Below are 16,256 nucleotides of genomic sequence, written 5' to 3' on the forward strand. Positions count from 1 at the left end.
GCTGTCGTGTCGGCGGTTCGCGAGGATGAACATGAACCGCGGTCGGTCGGCAAAGCAGGCCTGGGCTTGCGGCGGCATGCGGCCTCGAACTGTCCCGAGCCGACAATGACGATCTATCCCGCCCGGACGCGCGCGCAGTGCGCATCGACGGTCCGCCTCGACGCGGACCAAGCGAGGCACCGTTCCCGTGAGCCACTCATACCGCGAAGGCGGCGAGCACGACTACGCCGCGCGTTCCGTCGCCAAAACCTATCGATCCCCGCACTCCGATTATTTTTCCAGACTGGCGCTCGGTTTATTGGTTTTGTTAGATGCATGTCGTCGCTCCAAAAAATGACAGCCAACTAACAAGAAGCAAGCGCCCTATGCCGCCCACTTTCGCGCAAACCGTCGAAGCACGCTTCGCCGAACTCACGCCGACCGCAAAGCGCATCGCCAGCTATCTGCTCGCGAATCTCGACCGGCTCGGCCTCGAGACCGCCGATCAGATCGCGCAGCAAGCCGGCACGAGCGGCATTTCAGTGGGTCGCTTCCTGCGCAGCGTCGGCTACCGCAATCTCGACGATTTGAAGCGCGAACTGCGCGGCACGCACCGGGACCGTCCGTGGATGATCACCGACCGGCTCGACGCGTTTCGCCGCGCATCGGGTGAACACGGCGAAGCCGCGCACGCGCGGCAGGCGCCGCAAACCGGCAGCGCCTTGACGGCCAGCGCCACGGCCAGCCCGACCGCCAGCCCCACACCCAGCCCCGCCCTCGCCCACTCGCTCGACCTCGAGATCGGCGCGATCCAGCACGTCTACCAGCTCGCGCAATCGCCGACCTTCGCGCGCGTCGCCGAGCGCATTTCCAGCGCGGATGCCGTCTACATTCTGGGCATTCAATCGACCCGCGGCATCAGCAACGCGTTTTACAGCTACCTCGAATATATTCGCCCGCGGGTCTTCTATTCCGACGGCATGTCCGGCTCGTACGTCGATTCGCTGAACTCGGAATTCGCGTCGCCGTATCTGATCGTCACCGACACGCGCGCCTACTCGATGATCGCGCGCCGCTATTGCGAGGCCGCCACGCGCCGCGGCCTGCCCTTCGCGCTCGTCACCGACATCTATTGTCCGTGGGCCAGGGATTTCGCCGCCGATCTGCTGCAGGTGAAAACCGACGTGGGCCAGTTCTGGGACTCGCTCGCGCCGCTCACGTGCCTGTTCAATCTGCTCATCACCGCCATCGTCGAACGGCTCGGGCCGACGCTGGACGAACGCGTCGCGCGCAACCGCGAACTGCAAGGCGAACTCAACCAGTTCGATCTTTGAACCTTCATTCACCGCTCATGACCGACCACCGACTCATCGAGATCACGCCCGCGACGCATGGGGTCGACATCGACCTCGTATACGCGACGCACCGCAATCTCACCGGCAAGCCGATCTACCGAGCCGCGCACTGCCTGCTGCTGGAACCGGCCGAAGCCGCATTGCGGCGCGCGGTGCAACTCGCGCGCCACATCGGGACGACGCTGCGCATTTTCGACGCCTACCGTCCGCCGCAAGCGCAACAGGTGCTGTGGGACTTCCTGCCGGACCCGACCTATATCGCCGACCTCGGCCGCGGCTCGAACCATAGCCGCGGCACGGCGCTCGATCTGACGCTGGTCGATGCGAACGGCGAGGCGCTCGACATGGGCACCGGCTTCGACGCGATGACCGTCGAATCCGAGCACTTCCACGCCGGTTTGCCGGAGCCCATCCAGCGCAATCGCATGCTGTTGCTCGGCGTGATGCATGCCGCGGGCTTCATGCACATCAAGAGCGAATGGTGGCACTACGAGTTGCCGGGCTCGCTGGCCTTGCCGCTGATCGACAACAGCGAAAGCGGCCCATTGCGCCTGATGTAGTCACATCGTATTTGCAGGTCCGCATCTTTCTTGCCGTTTAACCATTCCTCACGGAGCGAGTATGAAACTGGTTTTGCGCAATGCGCTGGCGGTGGCCGCCGTCGCGTCGGCTTTGGCGCTGTCGGTGGCGGGCGGTGCCGCCCAGGCGGCGACGCCGAAGGACATGTTCGTCATGGCGACGCTGCTCGACGAATTCACCACGCTCGATCCGGGCGAAATCTACGAACTCGTGCCGGAAGAATACGTGGCGAATACGTATGACCGGCTGGTGCGAGTCGATTTGCGCGATCCGTCGAAGTTCAACGGCGACGTCGCGCAATCGTGGACGGTCAGCCCCGACGGCCTCACCGTCACCTTCAAGATTCGCCCGGGCCTCAAGTTCCACTCGGGCAATCCGCTCACCGCCGACGACGTCGCGTGGTCGATCCAGCGCGCGGTGCTGCTCGACAAGGGACCGGCGGCCGTGCTGCAAGGCATCGGCCTCGCGAAAGACAACGTGCTGCAACGCGTGAAAAAGGTGGACGACAGCACCGTCAGCGTGACGACCGATCAGAAATACGCGCCAACTTTCGTGCTCAACGTGCTGGGCTCCTGGCCCGCCTCGGTGCTCGACCAGAAGCTCCTGGTGTCGCATCAGAAAGGCAACGACTTCGGCAACGACTGGCTGCGCACCAACGAGGCGGGTTCCGGCGCGTACAAGCTGGTCAAATGGACCGCGAACGACAGTATCGTGCTGCAACGCTTCGACGGCTACCGGGTGCCGCTCGCGATGAAACGCATCGTGTTGCGCCATGTGTCCGAAGCGGCGAGCCAGCGTCTGCTGCTCGAAAACGGCGACGTCGACGTGGCGCGCGACCTGAGCCCCGACGACCTCGCGACGCTCGCCAAAAGCGGCAAGGCGCGCGTGACGGCGGTGCCGCAAGCGACGCTGATGTACCTCGGCCTGAACGTGAAGAACCCGAACCTCGCGAAGCCCGAGGTACAGGAAGCCATGAAATGGCTGATCGACTACAACGGCATCCAGAATCACGTGGTCAGATCCACTTACAAGGTGCACGAAACCTTCTTGCCGGAAGGCTTCCTCGGCGCGCTGACTGCGAACCCGTACCAGCAGAACGTCGCGAAGGCGCGGGCCCTGCTCGCGAAAGCCGGGCTCGCCAACGGCTTCACCGTAAAGATGGACGTGCGTAACGACTATCCCTACAACGAGATCGCGCAGGCCGTGCAGGCGAATCTCGCGCAAGGCAACATCAAGGTCGAGATCATTCCGGGCGACAACAAGCAGACCCTCGCGAAATATCGCGCCCGTCAGCACGATATCTACATCGGCGAATGGTCCGCGGACTATATCGACCCGCACAGCAACGCCCAGGGCTTCACGTGGAATCCCGACAATGGCGACGGCTCCAGCTACAAGATGCTCGCGTGGCGCAACGCGTGGGACATTCCGCAACTGACGAAAGAGACCAACGCCGCACTGGCCGAACCGTCGAGCGCGAAACGCCCGCAACTGTACCAGGCGATGCAGAAGGAAGTGCTGGCGCAATCGCCCTTCGTCATCATGTTCGAGAAGGTCGCGCAGGTGGCGTACCGTCCGGGCGTGAGCGGTCTCGAAGTCGGCCCGATCAACGACCTCGTGTCGTATCGCGATCTGAAGAAGCAGTAAGCGCGACAGCCTGAAGCGCGGCTTCGCGGCATTCGCCGCCGCGCTTCGGGCAAGGAAAAATCATGTCCACTCCGATTACACCCGTTGGCGCATTCGACCGCGTGCGCGCGCTCGCCGCCGATCGCGGCAGCGTGCGCTGGACCTTGCGCCTGCTGCGCTGGGCGCTCACGCTGCTGATCACGTTTGCCGGCCTGCTCGCGGTGACCTTCGTGATCGGCCGCAAGGTGCCGATCGATCCGGTGCTGGCGGTGCTGGGCGACCGCGCCTCCGCGCAAGCGTATGCCGCGATGCGCGTCGAACTCGGCCTCGACAAGCCGCTCGCCGTGCAATTCCTGATCTACGTGCGCGACGTGCTGCACGGCAATCTCGGCATGTCGCTGCTGACGGCGAATCCAGTGATCGACGACATCAAGCGCGTCTTTCCCGCCACCCTCGAACTCGCCACGCTCTCGACGCTACTCGGCGTGCTGGTCGGCGTGCCGCTCGGCGTGATCGCCGCGGTTCGCCATAACCGCTGGATCGATCACGTCGCGCGTTTCGTCGGCCTGATCGGCAGTTCGGTGCCGGTGTTCTGGCTCGGTCTGATGGGCCTGCTGCTGTTTTACGCGAAGCTGCATTGGGTGTCCGGGCCCGGCCGCATCGACCCGGTTTTCGACGGCATGGTCGACACGCACACCGGCAGCCTGCTGATCGACGCGCTGATCGCCGGCGAATGGGACGTGTTCTTCAACGCCGTGTCGCATATCGCGCTGCCCGCCGCGATTCTCGGTTATTACTCGGTCGCCTACCTGAGCCGCATGACGCGCTCGTTCATGCTCGATCAGCTAAGCCAGGAATACATCACGACGGCGCGCGCGAAAGGTTTGCCGGAGCGCCGCGTGATCTGGCGTCATGCGTTCGGCAATATCGCCGTGCCGCTCCTCACCGTGATCGCGCTCGCCTACAGCTATCTGCTCGAAGGCTCGGTGCTCACCGAAATCGTATTCGCGTGGCCGGGCATCGGTTCCTATCTGACGGGCGCCTTGCTCAACGCCGACATGAACGCCGTGCTCGGCAGCACGCTCGTGATCGGCATCACTTTCATCGCCCTCAACCTGCTGACCGACGCGCTTTACCGTGTGTTCGATCCGCGTGCCCGCTGAGATTCAGGAGAGTCACGCCGTGCTTCCTTCCACCGACGATTCAACGCAGGACTGGCCGATGAACGCCCCGCCCCGACGCTGGAAAGCCTGGCTGCTGAGCGACACGCCAGGCTCGCGCAAACAGGCCGCGCTCGGGCTCGCGTACCGGCGCTGGCGGCGTTTCGCCGGCAATCCGCTGTCGGTGTTCGGCCTCGCGATCCTGACGCTGCTGATCGTCGTCGCGGCGCTGGGACCGCTGCTCGCGCCGCACGATCCGCTGCAACAGGTGCTGGCCGACCGTCTGCTGCCGCCGGGTTCCGCATCGCATTGGCTCGGCACCGATCAACTCGGCCGCGATATTCTCTCGCGCCTGATCGACGGCTCGCGTCTCACGCTGTCGATCGCCATTCTCGTGGTCGTGATCGTCGTGCCGGTCGGCCTGGCGGTGGGCACCACGGCGGGCTTCTTCGGCGGCTGGATCGATAACGTGCTGATGCGCGTCACCGACATCGCCCTCGCCTTTCCGAAGATCGTGCTGGCGCTCGCCTTCGCCGCCGCGCTCGGCCCCGGCGTCATCAATGCGGTGATCGCGATTTCGATTACCGCGTGGCCCGCCTATGCGCGGCTCGCGCGCGCCGAAACGCTGCGCATCGTGCAGGCGGATTTCATGCACGTCGCGCGTTTGCAGGGCGCCTCGCGCCCGCGCCTGCTGCTGCGCTACGTGGTGCCGCTGTGCTCGTCGTCGGTGATCGTGCGCGCGACGCTCGACATGGCCGGCATCATCCTGACGGTCGCCGGCCTCGGCTTTCTCGGGCTGGGCGCGCAGCCGCCCAGCCCGGAATGGGGCTTCATGGTGGCGTCGGGGCGCAACGTGCTGCTCGACGCCTGGTGGGTCGCGACGATTCCCGGCTTCGCCATTCTGCTCGTGAGCCTGTCGTTCAATCTGCTCGGCGACGGCTTGCGCGACGTGTTCGACCCGCGCCACGGAGGATGAAAATGAACGCCGATTCCAAGCGGGCTCTGTGCGAAATCGACGATCTGCGCGTCGGTTTTCGCGGCCACGACGGCAGCCTGACCGAAGCCGTGCGCGGCCTTTCGCTCACCGTCAATAAAGGCGAACGGCTCGGCATCGTCGGCGAATCGGGTTCGGGCAAATCGCTGACCGGGCGCGCGTTGCTCGGCTTGCTGCCGGCCGCCGCGCAATGCACGGCGAAAACGCTGCGCTTCGACGGCCGGGATCTGCTCGCCATGCCGCCGCGCAAACGTCGCCGCCTGTGCGGCCAGCAGATGGGCATGATCCTGCAGGACCCGAAATATTCGCTCAATCCGGTCATGACCGTGGCGCAGCAGATGCGCGAGGCGTTCGCGCTGCACGATCCCAAACTGGGCCGCAAGGCGATGCGCGAGAAGATCGTCGCCGCGCTCGCCGCCGTGCATATCCGCAACCCCGAACGGGTCGCGGATGCGTACCCGCACGAACTGTCCGGCGGCATGGGCCAACGCGTGATGATCGCGATGATGGTTTCCTCGGGACCGCGATTGCTCGTCGCCGACGAACCCACGAGTGCGCTCGACGTGCTGGTCTCCGTGCAGGTGCTCGGCATTCTCGATGAAATGATCGCGAAGCACGACACCGGCCTGATCCTGATCAGCCACGACTTGCCGCTGGTGATGTCGTTCTGCGACCGCGTCGTGGTGATGTATGCGGGACGCGTGGTCGAAACCTGCGCGGCGCGCGATCTGGCGCAGGCGCAACATCCGTATACGCGCGGCCTGCTGGCCGCCAACCCGCCCCTTATCGACCCGCCGGACGAATTGCCCGTGCTCGCGCGCGATCCGGCATGGCTCACGCAATCCACCGGAGCGCCGGCATGATCGACGTTCAGCAGGCGCAAATCCGCTTCAAGACGAAAACCGGTTATTTCGACGCCGTGAAGGACGCCAGCTTTCAGGTCGGCGAGGGCGAGGTATTCGGCCTTGTCGGTGAATCCGGCTCCGGCAAGTCGACCGTCTTGCGGGCGCTGTCGGGACTCACGCCGCTGGCCGGCGGCCGCATGCGGGTCGGCCGGCATGTCTTGGGCGAGAAGATCGACCGCTCGTTCCGGCGCGACGTGCAAATGGTGTTTCAGGACCCGTACGCGTCGCTGCACCCGCGCTTCACCGTCGATCAGACGCTGCGCGAGCCGCTGGCGATCAACGGCATCGACCGTCAGGAAGAACGGATCGCGCAAGCCTTGCTCGAAGTCGGACTCGGGCCCGCGTTCCGCTTTCGTTATCCGCATCAGCTTTCGGGCGGCCAGCGTCAGCGCGTGGCGATCGCGCGTGCGCTGATCGTCGAACCGCGCGTGCTGCTGCTCGACGAACCGACCTCCGCGCTCGACGTTTCCGTGCAGGCGGAAATTCTCAATCTGCTGCGGCGTCTGCATCGTGAACGCAGGCCGACCATGGTGCTGGTCAGCCACAACCTCGCGGTGGTCGGCTTTCTCTGTCAACGCGTCGCGGTGATGCGCAACGGCGAGATCGTCGAGGAGCGCGCGATCGAGCAGATTCGCGCGCAGCAGGTCGAGCACGACTACACGCGCAGCTTGTTGCTCGCCACTGATGGGTATCGGCGCCAGGCGGTTGAAGTCATCGGCGTGGATGCGGCTTGGTAGGTTCGCGGTTTGGGGGCATGAGGAGACCGTTCACCCGGCTGCTAGTGTCGCGACCTCACCCTGTCGTTGCAACCGCGACGCCCCAGCCAACCAGCAGCAAGCCCTCCGCAAACGGAAGCCATCGCGCTTGCGGCAGCATTTTTTCGAGCATCACGTAGATCGACAAAGCGGCAACCCAGAGCACGTTCATGACGCCGAACACGAAGAGCAACGCCATCAGTGCGCCGCAACAGCCGACGCAATACGCCCCATGACGGAACCCCATGATCCAGGCGCCGACGCTGCCGTCGCGCCATTCGTTCAGAAGAAAACCGAGCGGCGAAGCACACTTGCTAAGGCACGCGTGCTTTAAGGGTGTGAGTTGGAAGACGCCGGCAACGATCAGCAACGCGCCCGCAAGCAGCGGGGTTGCGCTCACCATCATCGGTGTAACGAGACGGGCTTCCAGCAGGCCCCACTGCGCGAGCGTCGCCAACAGGCTGAAGCCGGACCACACGGCCAGGTAGCCGAGAACAAATACGCTCGTGTGCGCATACGGCAGTCGTTGCGCACGCCGCTGACGGCTCAGGAACGCGAAACTCAAAACCATCGGCACGATCGACGGGAGCATCATGGCCGCCATCATGATGGCCCACATCGCCAGCACCAGCAGCAGATCGATGACGCCCCAGTCCATCATGCGCGGCATGATGAGCATGGCGGCACCCGCGTCCATGTGCTCCATGCCCCAGCTCATGTTGAGCAGGTAGATCCACGCGAGCGTCGCGGCGGCGGCGAGTCCCGACAGCACGATCACGCGGTCGCGCACCGGGAGCCGTCGCGTCGCGAAGCCACTGTCGAAACCTCGCTCAGCCATGGTAGGCGAACGGAGAATAGAAGCCGTTCCGATCCGAGATCTCTCTGGAAAAACCGTGGTCGGTGAAGCGAAAGCGCGTCGACTTCCCGATCACCGCCGCAAATCCGGGGACTGGGGTCAGCGGGTGATTGCTGATGGTGACGTCGCCTCCGTCCTGCCCGGACAGCGCTTCGATTTCCATGTCCGCGATATCGGGTATGCGAAGGCTGCGACGTTTTCCGTCGAGTTGATAGTCGATCGCGACCGGTTTGACGCCCATGACTTCGCCGATCATCGGGCCCAGCGCGGAAAGCGGCCCGCCCGCTTGACCGGAGAAGATCTGACCCAACGCCTCTTGCTGCTTCGGCGTCCCGCGTTCGTCGAGATAAAGCGCCACCCGCCACTTGTTTTGCAGCATGTGACCCGGCGCATACGCAAAGAGCGCGATGTTGAGTCCGTCCAGTGTCACGCCGGCGAACTCGCCTTGATCGACGTGCCAACCGATCAGCGCCGCGCAGTCTCCATCCGACGGCGGGCCGAGACAAACGCAACTGCACGGGGCGTAGCAGTTGCAGCTCTCGAAATACGTACCGGCAACCTTCCAGCTCTCGGCCATGGCGCTCACCTCCGTCGTTGGGATACGGGTACAGGGCGTTCGCGTTTACGGAATTCGGGCATGGCGCGTTTGCGCCCGTCAGTGGCGATTGCGGACGCCGAACCCGGCGAGCGAATCCATTCAAGTCTAGGTCAAAATGGCCGCGGGGCGTTCGCTTTTGCGATGGGTAGCTCGTTCTTTCGCGATGGTGACGAAGCAACAACCGGGCGCGCTCACGCGTTCGGATCGCTCGGACCGCTCACGCTGCTGTTCGGCGTCCGGGCCGACGCCCGCCGCCTCACGACAGAGCCGGCACACGCCGTCTCGCTTCACGAAAAGCGGTCCAACTCGGTTTCGTCACACAACAGCCGCGGATGCCGCGGGTCCGCGATGTCGATCTGGTGCCACGCGATCCGATGACCTCGCGAGCGGCGCCTGTGCCGCATCGCTTCACGCAGCAGCCGCGGCAGCAGCCCCACGGCGAGGCGCTCGAGCAGCGCATCCGAACCCATGTGAAATTCGCTGATCACCCATGCGTCCGCGTCACGTATGACGTGAATCGATTCGACATGTCCGAGCCGCCTGCCGTCTCGCGACAGCACGCGCCGGCCGAGCAGAAGATCGACGTTGACCCGCGTCATTGCAGCCACCTGGGAAGGCGCTCGATGACGTGCTCGCGCAGCCAGCGCTGCCAATCGTCGATGGGCGTGTCGTCCATGTCGATGTCGACCTCGATGTCGACATCCATGAGGCGGATACGGCTCCACGCAATCCGGTACGGCTCGGCATGGCGTGCGCCGCCGATCCTCGCGGCGAGCCGCGCGACCCAGCGCGCGGTGCGCTCGCCGACGCGCCGCGCGATCGCCATCGAGCCGATCTCGATCGCCATCACTTCCGGCGGCCGGCCGGGGCGCAGTTCCGCGACGATGCCGTCGACCCGGCCCATCCTGACGGAGTGGCGGTCCACCACCTGCTTGTCGAGCACGTCCCGCACGATGTCCATCATGCGCCTCCCAATACCTGTAACGGCAGCGCGACGATCGCCAGCACGAAGGCCAGCACGATGATCGCGACGACCACCGTATTGGAAATCACGCCGTTGCCGTGGCGTCCCACGTAGCGCTCGTCGTTCATCAGCACCAGAAACGGCACGACGGTGAGCGGCAGGCTTACCGCTGTGAGCGCCATCGAGAACACGGTCAGTTTGAGCGGGTCGACACCCGCGGCGATCGGGATCGCACTGATCGCGAGCGCGCATGTGTAGACGAGGCAGAACCCTGGATCGTCGCGGGGCTTGCGGTTTTCGCCCCAGTTCCAGCCGAAGCCCTGCGCAACTAAATACGCCTGCTCCAGCGCGATCTGCAAGATGGCGCCGAAGCACGCGAACGCGAGCGACGCGACGAACAGCACGAAGCCCCAGAAGCCGAAGACCGCGACCAGCAGCAGCGGCAGTTGGTGGTAGTCGTCGACGCGCGTGACGCCGTGGGCGGGAAACACATACGCCGCGGCAACCAGCACGGCCACCGAAATACAGCCGCCGAATGCCATGCCCAACGTGGCGATTGCGCGGTTCGCGCCGAGATAGCCTGAGTCCCAGTGATCTTCGACCGCGCCGGACGAATAGAACAGGAACAGCGACGGCGTGATCGACGCGCCGAGGATGCTGACGACGATGAACCAGTAGTTCGCCGGATCATGATGCGGCACGCTGGGCAGCACGCCTGCCGCCACCTGATGCCAGTCCGGTTTGAGCGTGACCGCCGCGGCGACGAAGCTCAACGTGACGAGGCCGAGCAGCGACACGCCTTTTTCGATCAGCCCGAAGGTGCCTCGCCACAGCGTGAACCACGCCAGCAGCGCGACGGGCAGCGCCCACCACGGGTGCTTCAGCCCGGTGGCCATCTCGAGCGCAACACTGACGCCACCGATTTCCGCCGACAGCACCAGCGTGTTCACGATCAGCACCGCGACGAACGGCAACAGGAAGAACTTGATGCCGAAGCGGTCGCGAATGCCCGCGGCGATCGTATGCTGGCTCACCGCGGCAAAGCGGCCCGCCATCTCGGTCAGAAAGATGATGCACAGCGTGCCGACGACAATCGGCCAGACCAGTTGCAAGCGAAACGCGGCCCCGCCCTGCGCCGCGGTCGACAGCGATCCCATCTCCAGAAAACCGCCCACGCTGGTGACGACGCCGAGGCAGATTTCGAATATTTTTTTCATCCCGTCCGGCTCCGTCTGAAGACACCCGTGCCTTAGCATCGTTCGTTCCTGCTCGCCCCGAGCGTCGATGCAAGGTGGTATCTTCCCGCGCATTTCACGTCAATGCAGCACGTCCTGGATCCGGTAGTACGCACCGACGAGCGGCAGCATCCAGCGGCGTGCGGCATGGGCCGGCACCGGCGGCCAGGGCAGCGCGCGCCACGGGTTCGCAGCGGGCGAACCGGACATCACGTCCGCCATCACCCGCCCCATATGCGTGGACATCTGCACGCCGTGCCCGCTGTAGCCCATCGAGTAGTAGAGCCCTTCGTGCTGTCCGGCGCGCGGCAGCCGGTCGACGGTCATGTCGACGAGACCGCCCCAGCAATAGTCGACCCGCGTTGCGGCCAGTTCCGGAAAGTACTTCGCCAGGTTGGCCTGCAGCACGCGGCCGCTTTTCGCATCCGAGCGCGGGTCCGACATCGCGAATCGGGCCCGCCCGCCCCACAGCAGCCGGTTATCCGGCGTCACACGAAAGTAGTTGCCGATGTTCAGCGAGGTCACATAGTTGCGCCGCCGAGGAAAGAGCGCGTCCAGTTGCCCCGTGGAAAGCGGCTCTGTCACCACGATGAAACTGCCGACGGGCGCCATCCGTTGCTGGAACCATTGCAGCGGTCCTTGCCGCGACGGTCCTGTCGCCACCAGCACCTTGTCGGCCAGAATCACGCCGCGCGCGGATGTGACCTCGAAGCGGCCGCCGTCGATGCGCTTCATTTGCGTCACGGCGGCATGCTGGAATATGCGGGCCCCATGACGCGCCGCGGCCTGGGCGAGCCCCACGCCGAACTTGCCCATGTGCATCTGCGCGCCATTGCGTTGCAGCAGTCCGCCATGGAAACTTTCTGAACCGACTTCGCTGCGCATGCGTGCCGGCTCGATCAGTTCGATATCCTGGTCGACTTCACGATGCAACACTTCATAGCTCCGCGCGAGCTTCTCGAAGTGCTTCGGCTTCGCCGCGAGTTTGAGCTTGCCGCAACGCACGAAATCGCAATCGATCCGATGCTGCGTCACGATCGATTCCACCGTTCGCACCGCGCTTTCGTACGCGCGATAAAACGCGCGAGCCTGGTCGAGCCCGACGCTCCCCGCGAGCGACGCAAAGTCCTGCGCCACGCCGGTGTTGCACTGCCCGCCGTTTCGCCCCGATGCCTGGCCCGCGATCCGCCCCGCCTCGAGCACGGTGACCGACACGCCGCGCGTGGCAAGTTCGAGCGCGGCCGACAGGCCCGTCAAGCCGCCTCCGATCACGACCACATCACTGCGCCCCTCCACGGGACCGTCGGCGCCGTCCTTGAATTCGGGAGCCGTATCCAGCCAGTACGAATCTAGCTTCATTGAATTTTCGATTGAATGCCACGACGCGGACCGCCTCGCCAGCGAGGCCTTCGCAGCGAGCCGGTCACCGGAACGATCAGCAACCTGAACGGCCTACTTCAAGCCGACCACCACGCATATTCGGCGAACGAAAAGCCCATCATCGCGCCGGTCGGAATCGAGCCAAGCCCCTTGAGGCGCTTGTCGTTCGCATCGAGCAGACTGATGAACGACGGGATGCCGATGCCGCCCTCGTCCGTCACGAGCGCCTGCATTTCGCCGTACATCTGCTTGCGCTTCGCGTCGTCGGTCTCGGCGCGCGCGCTCACGAGCAGTTGATCGAACTTCGGATCCTTCCACGCCGACTCGTTCCACGGCGCGTCGGATTTGAAGAACTGCGTGAACAGCACGTCCGCGCTCGGCCGCGGATTGATGCTGCCGAAGCCGAGCGGGTGCTTCATCCAGTGATTCGACCAGTAGCCGTCGGCGGGAACGCGGTTCACGCTCAGGTTCACGCCGATCTTCGCGGCCGTTTGCTGGATCAGTTGCGCCATTTCGACGGAGCCGTTCGCGTCCGTGGTCGCGTAGATCGGCGGCAACGTGGTTCCGACCGCGCCGGCCTTCTGCATGTAGAACTTCGCCTTGTCGAGGTCGAACTTGCGTTGCGGCAACGAAGCATTGAAGTACCGATGACCCGGCGGAATCGGCTGGTCGTTGCCGATCACCGCATAGCCGAGAAAGACTGTGGAGCGGATCTGCTCGCGATCGAACAGGTACTTCATGCCCTTCACGAAATCAGGGTTGCCCGTGAACGTGTTGTCGCGGCGCATGATCAGGTCGGTGTAAAGCCCCGACCGCGTCTCCTTCATTTCGTATCCCGGCGTCGCGGCGATACGGCGTGTCGAGCGCGGGTCGACCGAGTTGATCAGGTGAACGTCGCCGGCGAGCAGCGCGCTCACACGCGCCGCGTTGTCGCTGATGCTGATCAGCTCGATCTGATCCAGATACGGCTGCCCCGGTTTCCAGTAGTTGTCGTTGCGCACGCCGATCGTGCCCGCGCCCGGCTTGAAGCTTTTCAGCTTGTAGGGACCGGTGCCGATCGCCTGGTTGAAGTTGCTCGTGCCGTCCTTGACGATCACCAGTTGCGGGGTCGCGAGAATCACCGGCAAGTCGGCGTTCGGCACCTGCAGCGTCAACGTCACTTCGTTGGGTCCACTTGCGGTCACGCTCGTGAACTGATCGGCGAGCGTCTTCACGCGCGAGGCCGTTTGCGGGTCCTTGTGACGCGTCAGCGAATAGACCACGTCGGCCGGCGCGAGCGGCTTGCCGTCGTGAAAGGTCACGCCCTGGCGCAGCTTGATGATCCACGTTTTCGCATCGGTGCTGGAGACCGATTCAGCGAGATTCATGCGCGGCGTCAGGCTTTCGTCAAGCTGCGTGAGGCCGCTGTAAAACATGAAGAAGCGGATGTAGTCGCCGCCGGTCGAGCCCGCTGCCGGATCGAGCGTATCCGATACGGAACCCGCGTCATAGGCGACACGAATGCTGCCGCCCTTCTTCGGAACCTCGGCGGCGAGCGCGCCGGGCGCGGCCGTGAGGAGTCCGCCGCCGGCGGCCATCATGCCGGTTCCAGCCAACATGCGCATCATGTCGCGGCGGCTGATGCCGCGGCTATTCGTTTCGTCGTTCATGTTCAGGGCTCCGCGGATGTAAATGAATCAGGCAACGTTCTCTTGTGAAGTCTCGTCAGCAGCATCGTATGCCGGCACAAAACCCGTAAAGCGCCGACAAAAAAAGGCAGACGGCATAAACAAACTGTTTCGGCGCCGCCAACGCGGCACTTTGCATGGTCGCCGGTTTCGCGCCGACGACCTGCCATGAACCGGGTGCTGTCAGGCGCTCGCCGGCGCCTTGGTGTCGAGCAACTGCGGATAGCGTCGCAGCACTTCGTCATACAGTTGCGCGATCACTTGCGGCCCCGGCGCCAGGGTGCCGGCCGTCTCTCTCGCGTCGAGCGCATCGAAGATCTTGTCCTTGAGGAAGTGCCGCCATACGACCGGCGCGCGCGCGAGAATGCCGGTCAGAACGTCGTAGCGTTCGCGGGTCCATTTCGCTTCATACGCGTCGCGCTGCGCGCCATGGTCGAAGTGACATGCCGGCCGCTGCCGCGCCGCGCTTCGCGCCGCCTCGCGCAGACGCGCGGTCGCCTCCGCGTCGACGGCGCCCTCGATCAGCACCACGCCATACAGATCGCGCGCCTGAGCGACGGACAGATAGCCGCGCCGCACGTCCTCGAACACCTTCCCTGTATCCCGTTCGTAAGGATGACCATAGCCGCCGCCGCCGCACCCTTCGAGACGGATTACGTCGCCGGGACCGCACATCACGAGGTCGGTCACGCCGAGGTCTTCCTCGCTGTCAGTCCCTGGGTTACGGGTGAAGCGCGATACGGCGCCGGCCTTGCCGCCCAACACACCCCACGAGGCAAAGCGCGAACGGTCGCGATTGCGCGCCGTCACGAGCGTGCCCGGCGAGAAGACACGAAACTCCATCACGGTCCCGAGGCCGCCGCGATACTTGCCGGCGCCGGCGCTGCCCGGCACCACGCCATAGCGCGTGATGCGGATCGGCACTTCCGCTTCGTTGATCTCGACCGGCGTGTTGCGCAGGAACGCGACATTCGCGCCTGACGCGTCGGAGCCGTCGGCGCACGCCATGCCGCCCGCGCCGCCGCCCACCGGTCCAATCGACGCGATCACCGTGCGGCCGTTGCGGTCGACCGTCTTCACGTTCAGGATCGACATGCCGCCGGCCGGACAGGCCGGCAAGCGGTCCGGGCACACCATCGAGAATGCGCCGAACGTGACGTATTGCGCGACCTTCGCGGTCAGACTGCGCATGCCGACCGCGGCCGGCGGCACGCAGTTCATGATCGTGCCTTCGGGCATGATGCAGCGCGCCACTTTCAGCATGCCGGCATTGAGCAGCAAATCGGGATTCAGCGAATACAGCACGTAGTTCAGCCCGACGAGCGCGAGCACATGGCGCTCCTTGCCGCCCGTCGGCATGTTCAGCGACGAATTCAACTGCGGATCGCTGCCCGTGAAATCGAACACGAGCGAACCGTCCTTCACCGTCAGCGTCAGCGCGACGCGCAGCGGCTTGCCGTTGACCGAATCCTCGTCGGCGTATTCGGCGAAGAAGTACTCGCCGTCCGACATGCCGCGCACGATCGTGCGCGCCTGCTCCTCCGAATAGTCGAGCAGCGCGTCCATGCCGGCCCGAAACTGCTCGATGCCGAAGCGCTCGATGATTTCCAGCACACGCCGCTCGCCGGTCATGAGCATGGCGATCTGCGCCTTCAGGTCGCCGCGATTCTGCTCGGGCGCGCGCACATTGATCGCCATGTGTTCGAGCAATGCTTCGTCGAGCACGCCCGCGCGGACGATCTTGGTCGGCGCGAAACGAATGCCTTCCTGATAAATCTCGGTGAGCGTGCGCGACAGCGACGCCGGCACCGCGCCGCCCATATCGGTGTTGTGAATGTGCCCGCCGACATGGCAGACGATCTCGCCGCCGAAGAACACCGGTTTCCACATCATCACGTCGGGCGTGTGGGTGGCGACGTAGCCGCTATACGCGTCGTTCGTCATGCAGATGTCGCCCGGCTCGTAGTGATCGATCATGTCGATCACCGCGCCGAAATCGAGCCCCGGATACCAGGTCGCGCCGAGCGTTTTCGGCGATGCGAAAGTCAGGCCGCGCGTGTTCATCAGCGTGCAGGAGAAGTCTTCGGTTTCCTTCACGAACGCCGAATGCGCGGTGCGCACGAGCGTGTACGCCATGCTTTCGGCGGCCGCGACGCAATAGTTCGCGAAGATCTGAAGAACGGATTTATCGAATGTCATCGTG

15 protein-coding genes are annotated in these 16,256 nt (G+C 64.6%); 7 read left to right on the forward strand and 8 right to left on the reverse strand.

What is annotated here, in order from left to right; translation table 11 throughout:
* Positions 1-365: 365 nt before the first annotated feature.
* From sapR to CUJ90_RS09950, 7 genes are all read left to right on the forward strand, one after another.
* A complete protein-coding gene (gene sapR / locus CUJ90_RS09920) occupies positions 366-1,313 on the forward strand; it encodes a sap1 transcriptional regulator SapR (protein ID WP_114162585.1) in 948 nt (315 codons plus the stop codon).
* A gap of 17 nt (positions 1,314-1,330) precedes the next feature.
* Positions 1,331-1,894, forward strand: coding sequence for a D-alanyl-D-alanine dipeptidase (gene ddpX, locus CUJ90_RS09925; protein WP_114162586.1), 564 nt, complete (start codon positions 1,331-1,333; stop codon positions 1,892-1,894).
* A gap of 61 nt (positions 1,895-1,955) precedes the next feature.
* Positions 1,956-3,560, forward strand: coding sequence for an ABC transporter substrate-binding protein (locus CUJ90_RS09930; RefSeq protein WP_114162587.1), 1,605 nt, complete (start codon positions 1,956-1,958; stop codon positions 3,558-3,560).
* Between the two features lie 62 nt (positions 3,561-3,622).
* Positions 3,623-4,702 carry an ABC transporter permease gene (locus tag CUJ90_RS09935; protein ID WP_114162588.1) on the forward strand — a complete coding sequence of 360 codons (1,080 nt, stop codon included), beginning with the start codon at positions 3,623-3,625 and terminating at the stop codon, positions 4,700-4,702.
* Positions 4,703-4,760: 58 nt separating this feature from the next.
* Complete coding sequence (gene nikC, locus CUJ90_RS09940) at positions 4,761-5,675, forward strand: nickel transporter permease (RefSeq protein WP_073428121.1); 915 nt, start codon at positions 4,761-4,763, stop codon at positions 5,673-5,675.
* Positions 5,676-5,677: 2 nt separating this feature from the next.
* Complete coding sequence (locus CUJ90_RS09945; RefSeq protein ID WP_114162589.1) at positions 5,678-6,556, forward strand: ABC transporter ATP-binding protein; 879 nt, start codon at positions 5,678-5,680, stop codon at positions 6,554-6,556.
* Positions 6,553-7,335: an ABC transporter ATP-binding protein gene (locus CUJ90_RS09950; RefSeq protein WP_114162590.1), complete on the forward strand. Its 783-nt coding sequence runs from the start codon at positions 6,553-6,555 to the stop codon at positions 7,333-7,335. Before CUJ90_RS09945 ends, CUJ90_RS09950 begins: the two co-directional genes overlap by 4 nt.
* Before the next feature lie 55 nt (positions 7,336-7,390).
* On the opposite strand, the gene CUJ90_RS09955 is transcribed toward CUJ90_RS09950, so the two are convergent.
* From CUJ90_RS09955 to CUJ90_RS09990, 8 genes are all read right to left on the reverse strand, one after another.
* The gene (locus tag CUJ90_RS09955; RefSeq protein ID WP_208645212.1) at positions 7,391-8,191 is read right to left on the reverse strand and encodes a DUF2182 domain-containing protein; all 801 of its coding nucleotides are present in this window, start codon (positions 8,189-8,191) and stop codon (positions 7,391-7,393) included.
* A complete protein-coding gene (locus tag CUJ90_RS09960; RefSeq protein WP_073428063.1) occupies positions 8,184-8,786 on the reverse strand; it encodes a DUF1326 domain-containing protein in 603 nt (200 codons plus the stop codon). Before CUJ90_RS09960 ends, CUJ90_RS09955 begins: the two co-directional genes overlap by 8 nt.
* A gap of 308 nt (positions 8,787-9,094) precedes the next feature.
* Positions 9,095-9,406, reverse strand: coding sequence for a hypothetical protein (locus CUJ90_RS09965; RefSeq protein ID WP_114162591.1), 312 nt, complete (start codon positions 9,404-9,406; stop codon positions 9,095-9,097).
* Positions 9,403-9,771: a hypothetical protein gene (locus CUJ90_RS09970; RefSeq protein WP_244219898.1), complete on the reverse strand. Its 369-nt coding sequence runs from the start codon at positions 9,769-9,771 to the stop codon at positions 9,403-9,405. Before CUJ90_RS09970 ends, CUJ90_RS09965 begins: the two co-directional genes overlap by 4 nt.
* Positions 9,768-10,988 (reverse strand): NRAMP family divalent metal transporter, encoded by a 1,221-nt coding sequence (locus CUJ90_RS09975; protein WP_114162593.1) that lies wholly within the window; start codon positions 10,986-10,988, stop codon positions 9,768-9,770. Before CUJ90_RS09975 ends, CUJ90_RS09970 begins: the two co-directional genes overlap by 4 nt.
* A gap of 99 nt (positions 10,989-11,087) precedes the next feature.
* Positions 11,088-12,365 (reverse strand): NAD(P)/FAD-dependent oxidoreductase, encoded by a 1,278-nt coding sequence (locus CUJ90_RS09980; RefSeq protein WP_114162594.1) that lies wholly within the window; start codon positions 12,363-12,365, stop codon positions 11,088-11,090.
* Positions 12,366-12,463: 98 nt separating this feature from the next.
* On the reverse strand, positions 12,464-14,035 hold the full coding sequence (locus CUJ90_RS09985; RefSeq protein WP_114162595.1) for an ABC transporter substrate-binding protein: 1,572 nt from the start codon (positions 14,033-14,035) through the stop codon (positions 12,464-12,466).
* 201 nt (positions 14,036-14,236) lie between these two features.
* Positions 14,237-16,252: a hydantoinase B/oxoprolinase family protein gene (locus CUJ90_RS09990; protein WP_114162596.1), complete on the reverse strand. Its 2,016-nt coding sequence runs from the start codon at positions 16,250-16,252 to the stop codon at positions 14,237-14,239.
* Positions 16,253-16,256: the final 4 nt, after the last annotated feature.

This window comes from Paraburkholderia terricola (genome assembly GCF_003330825.1).
Lineage (GTDB): Bacteria > Pseudomonadota > Gammaproteobacteria > Burkholderiales > Burkholderiaceae > Paraburkholderia > Paraburkholderia terricola.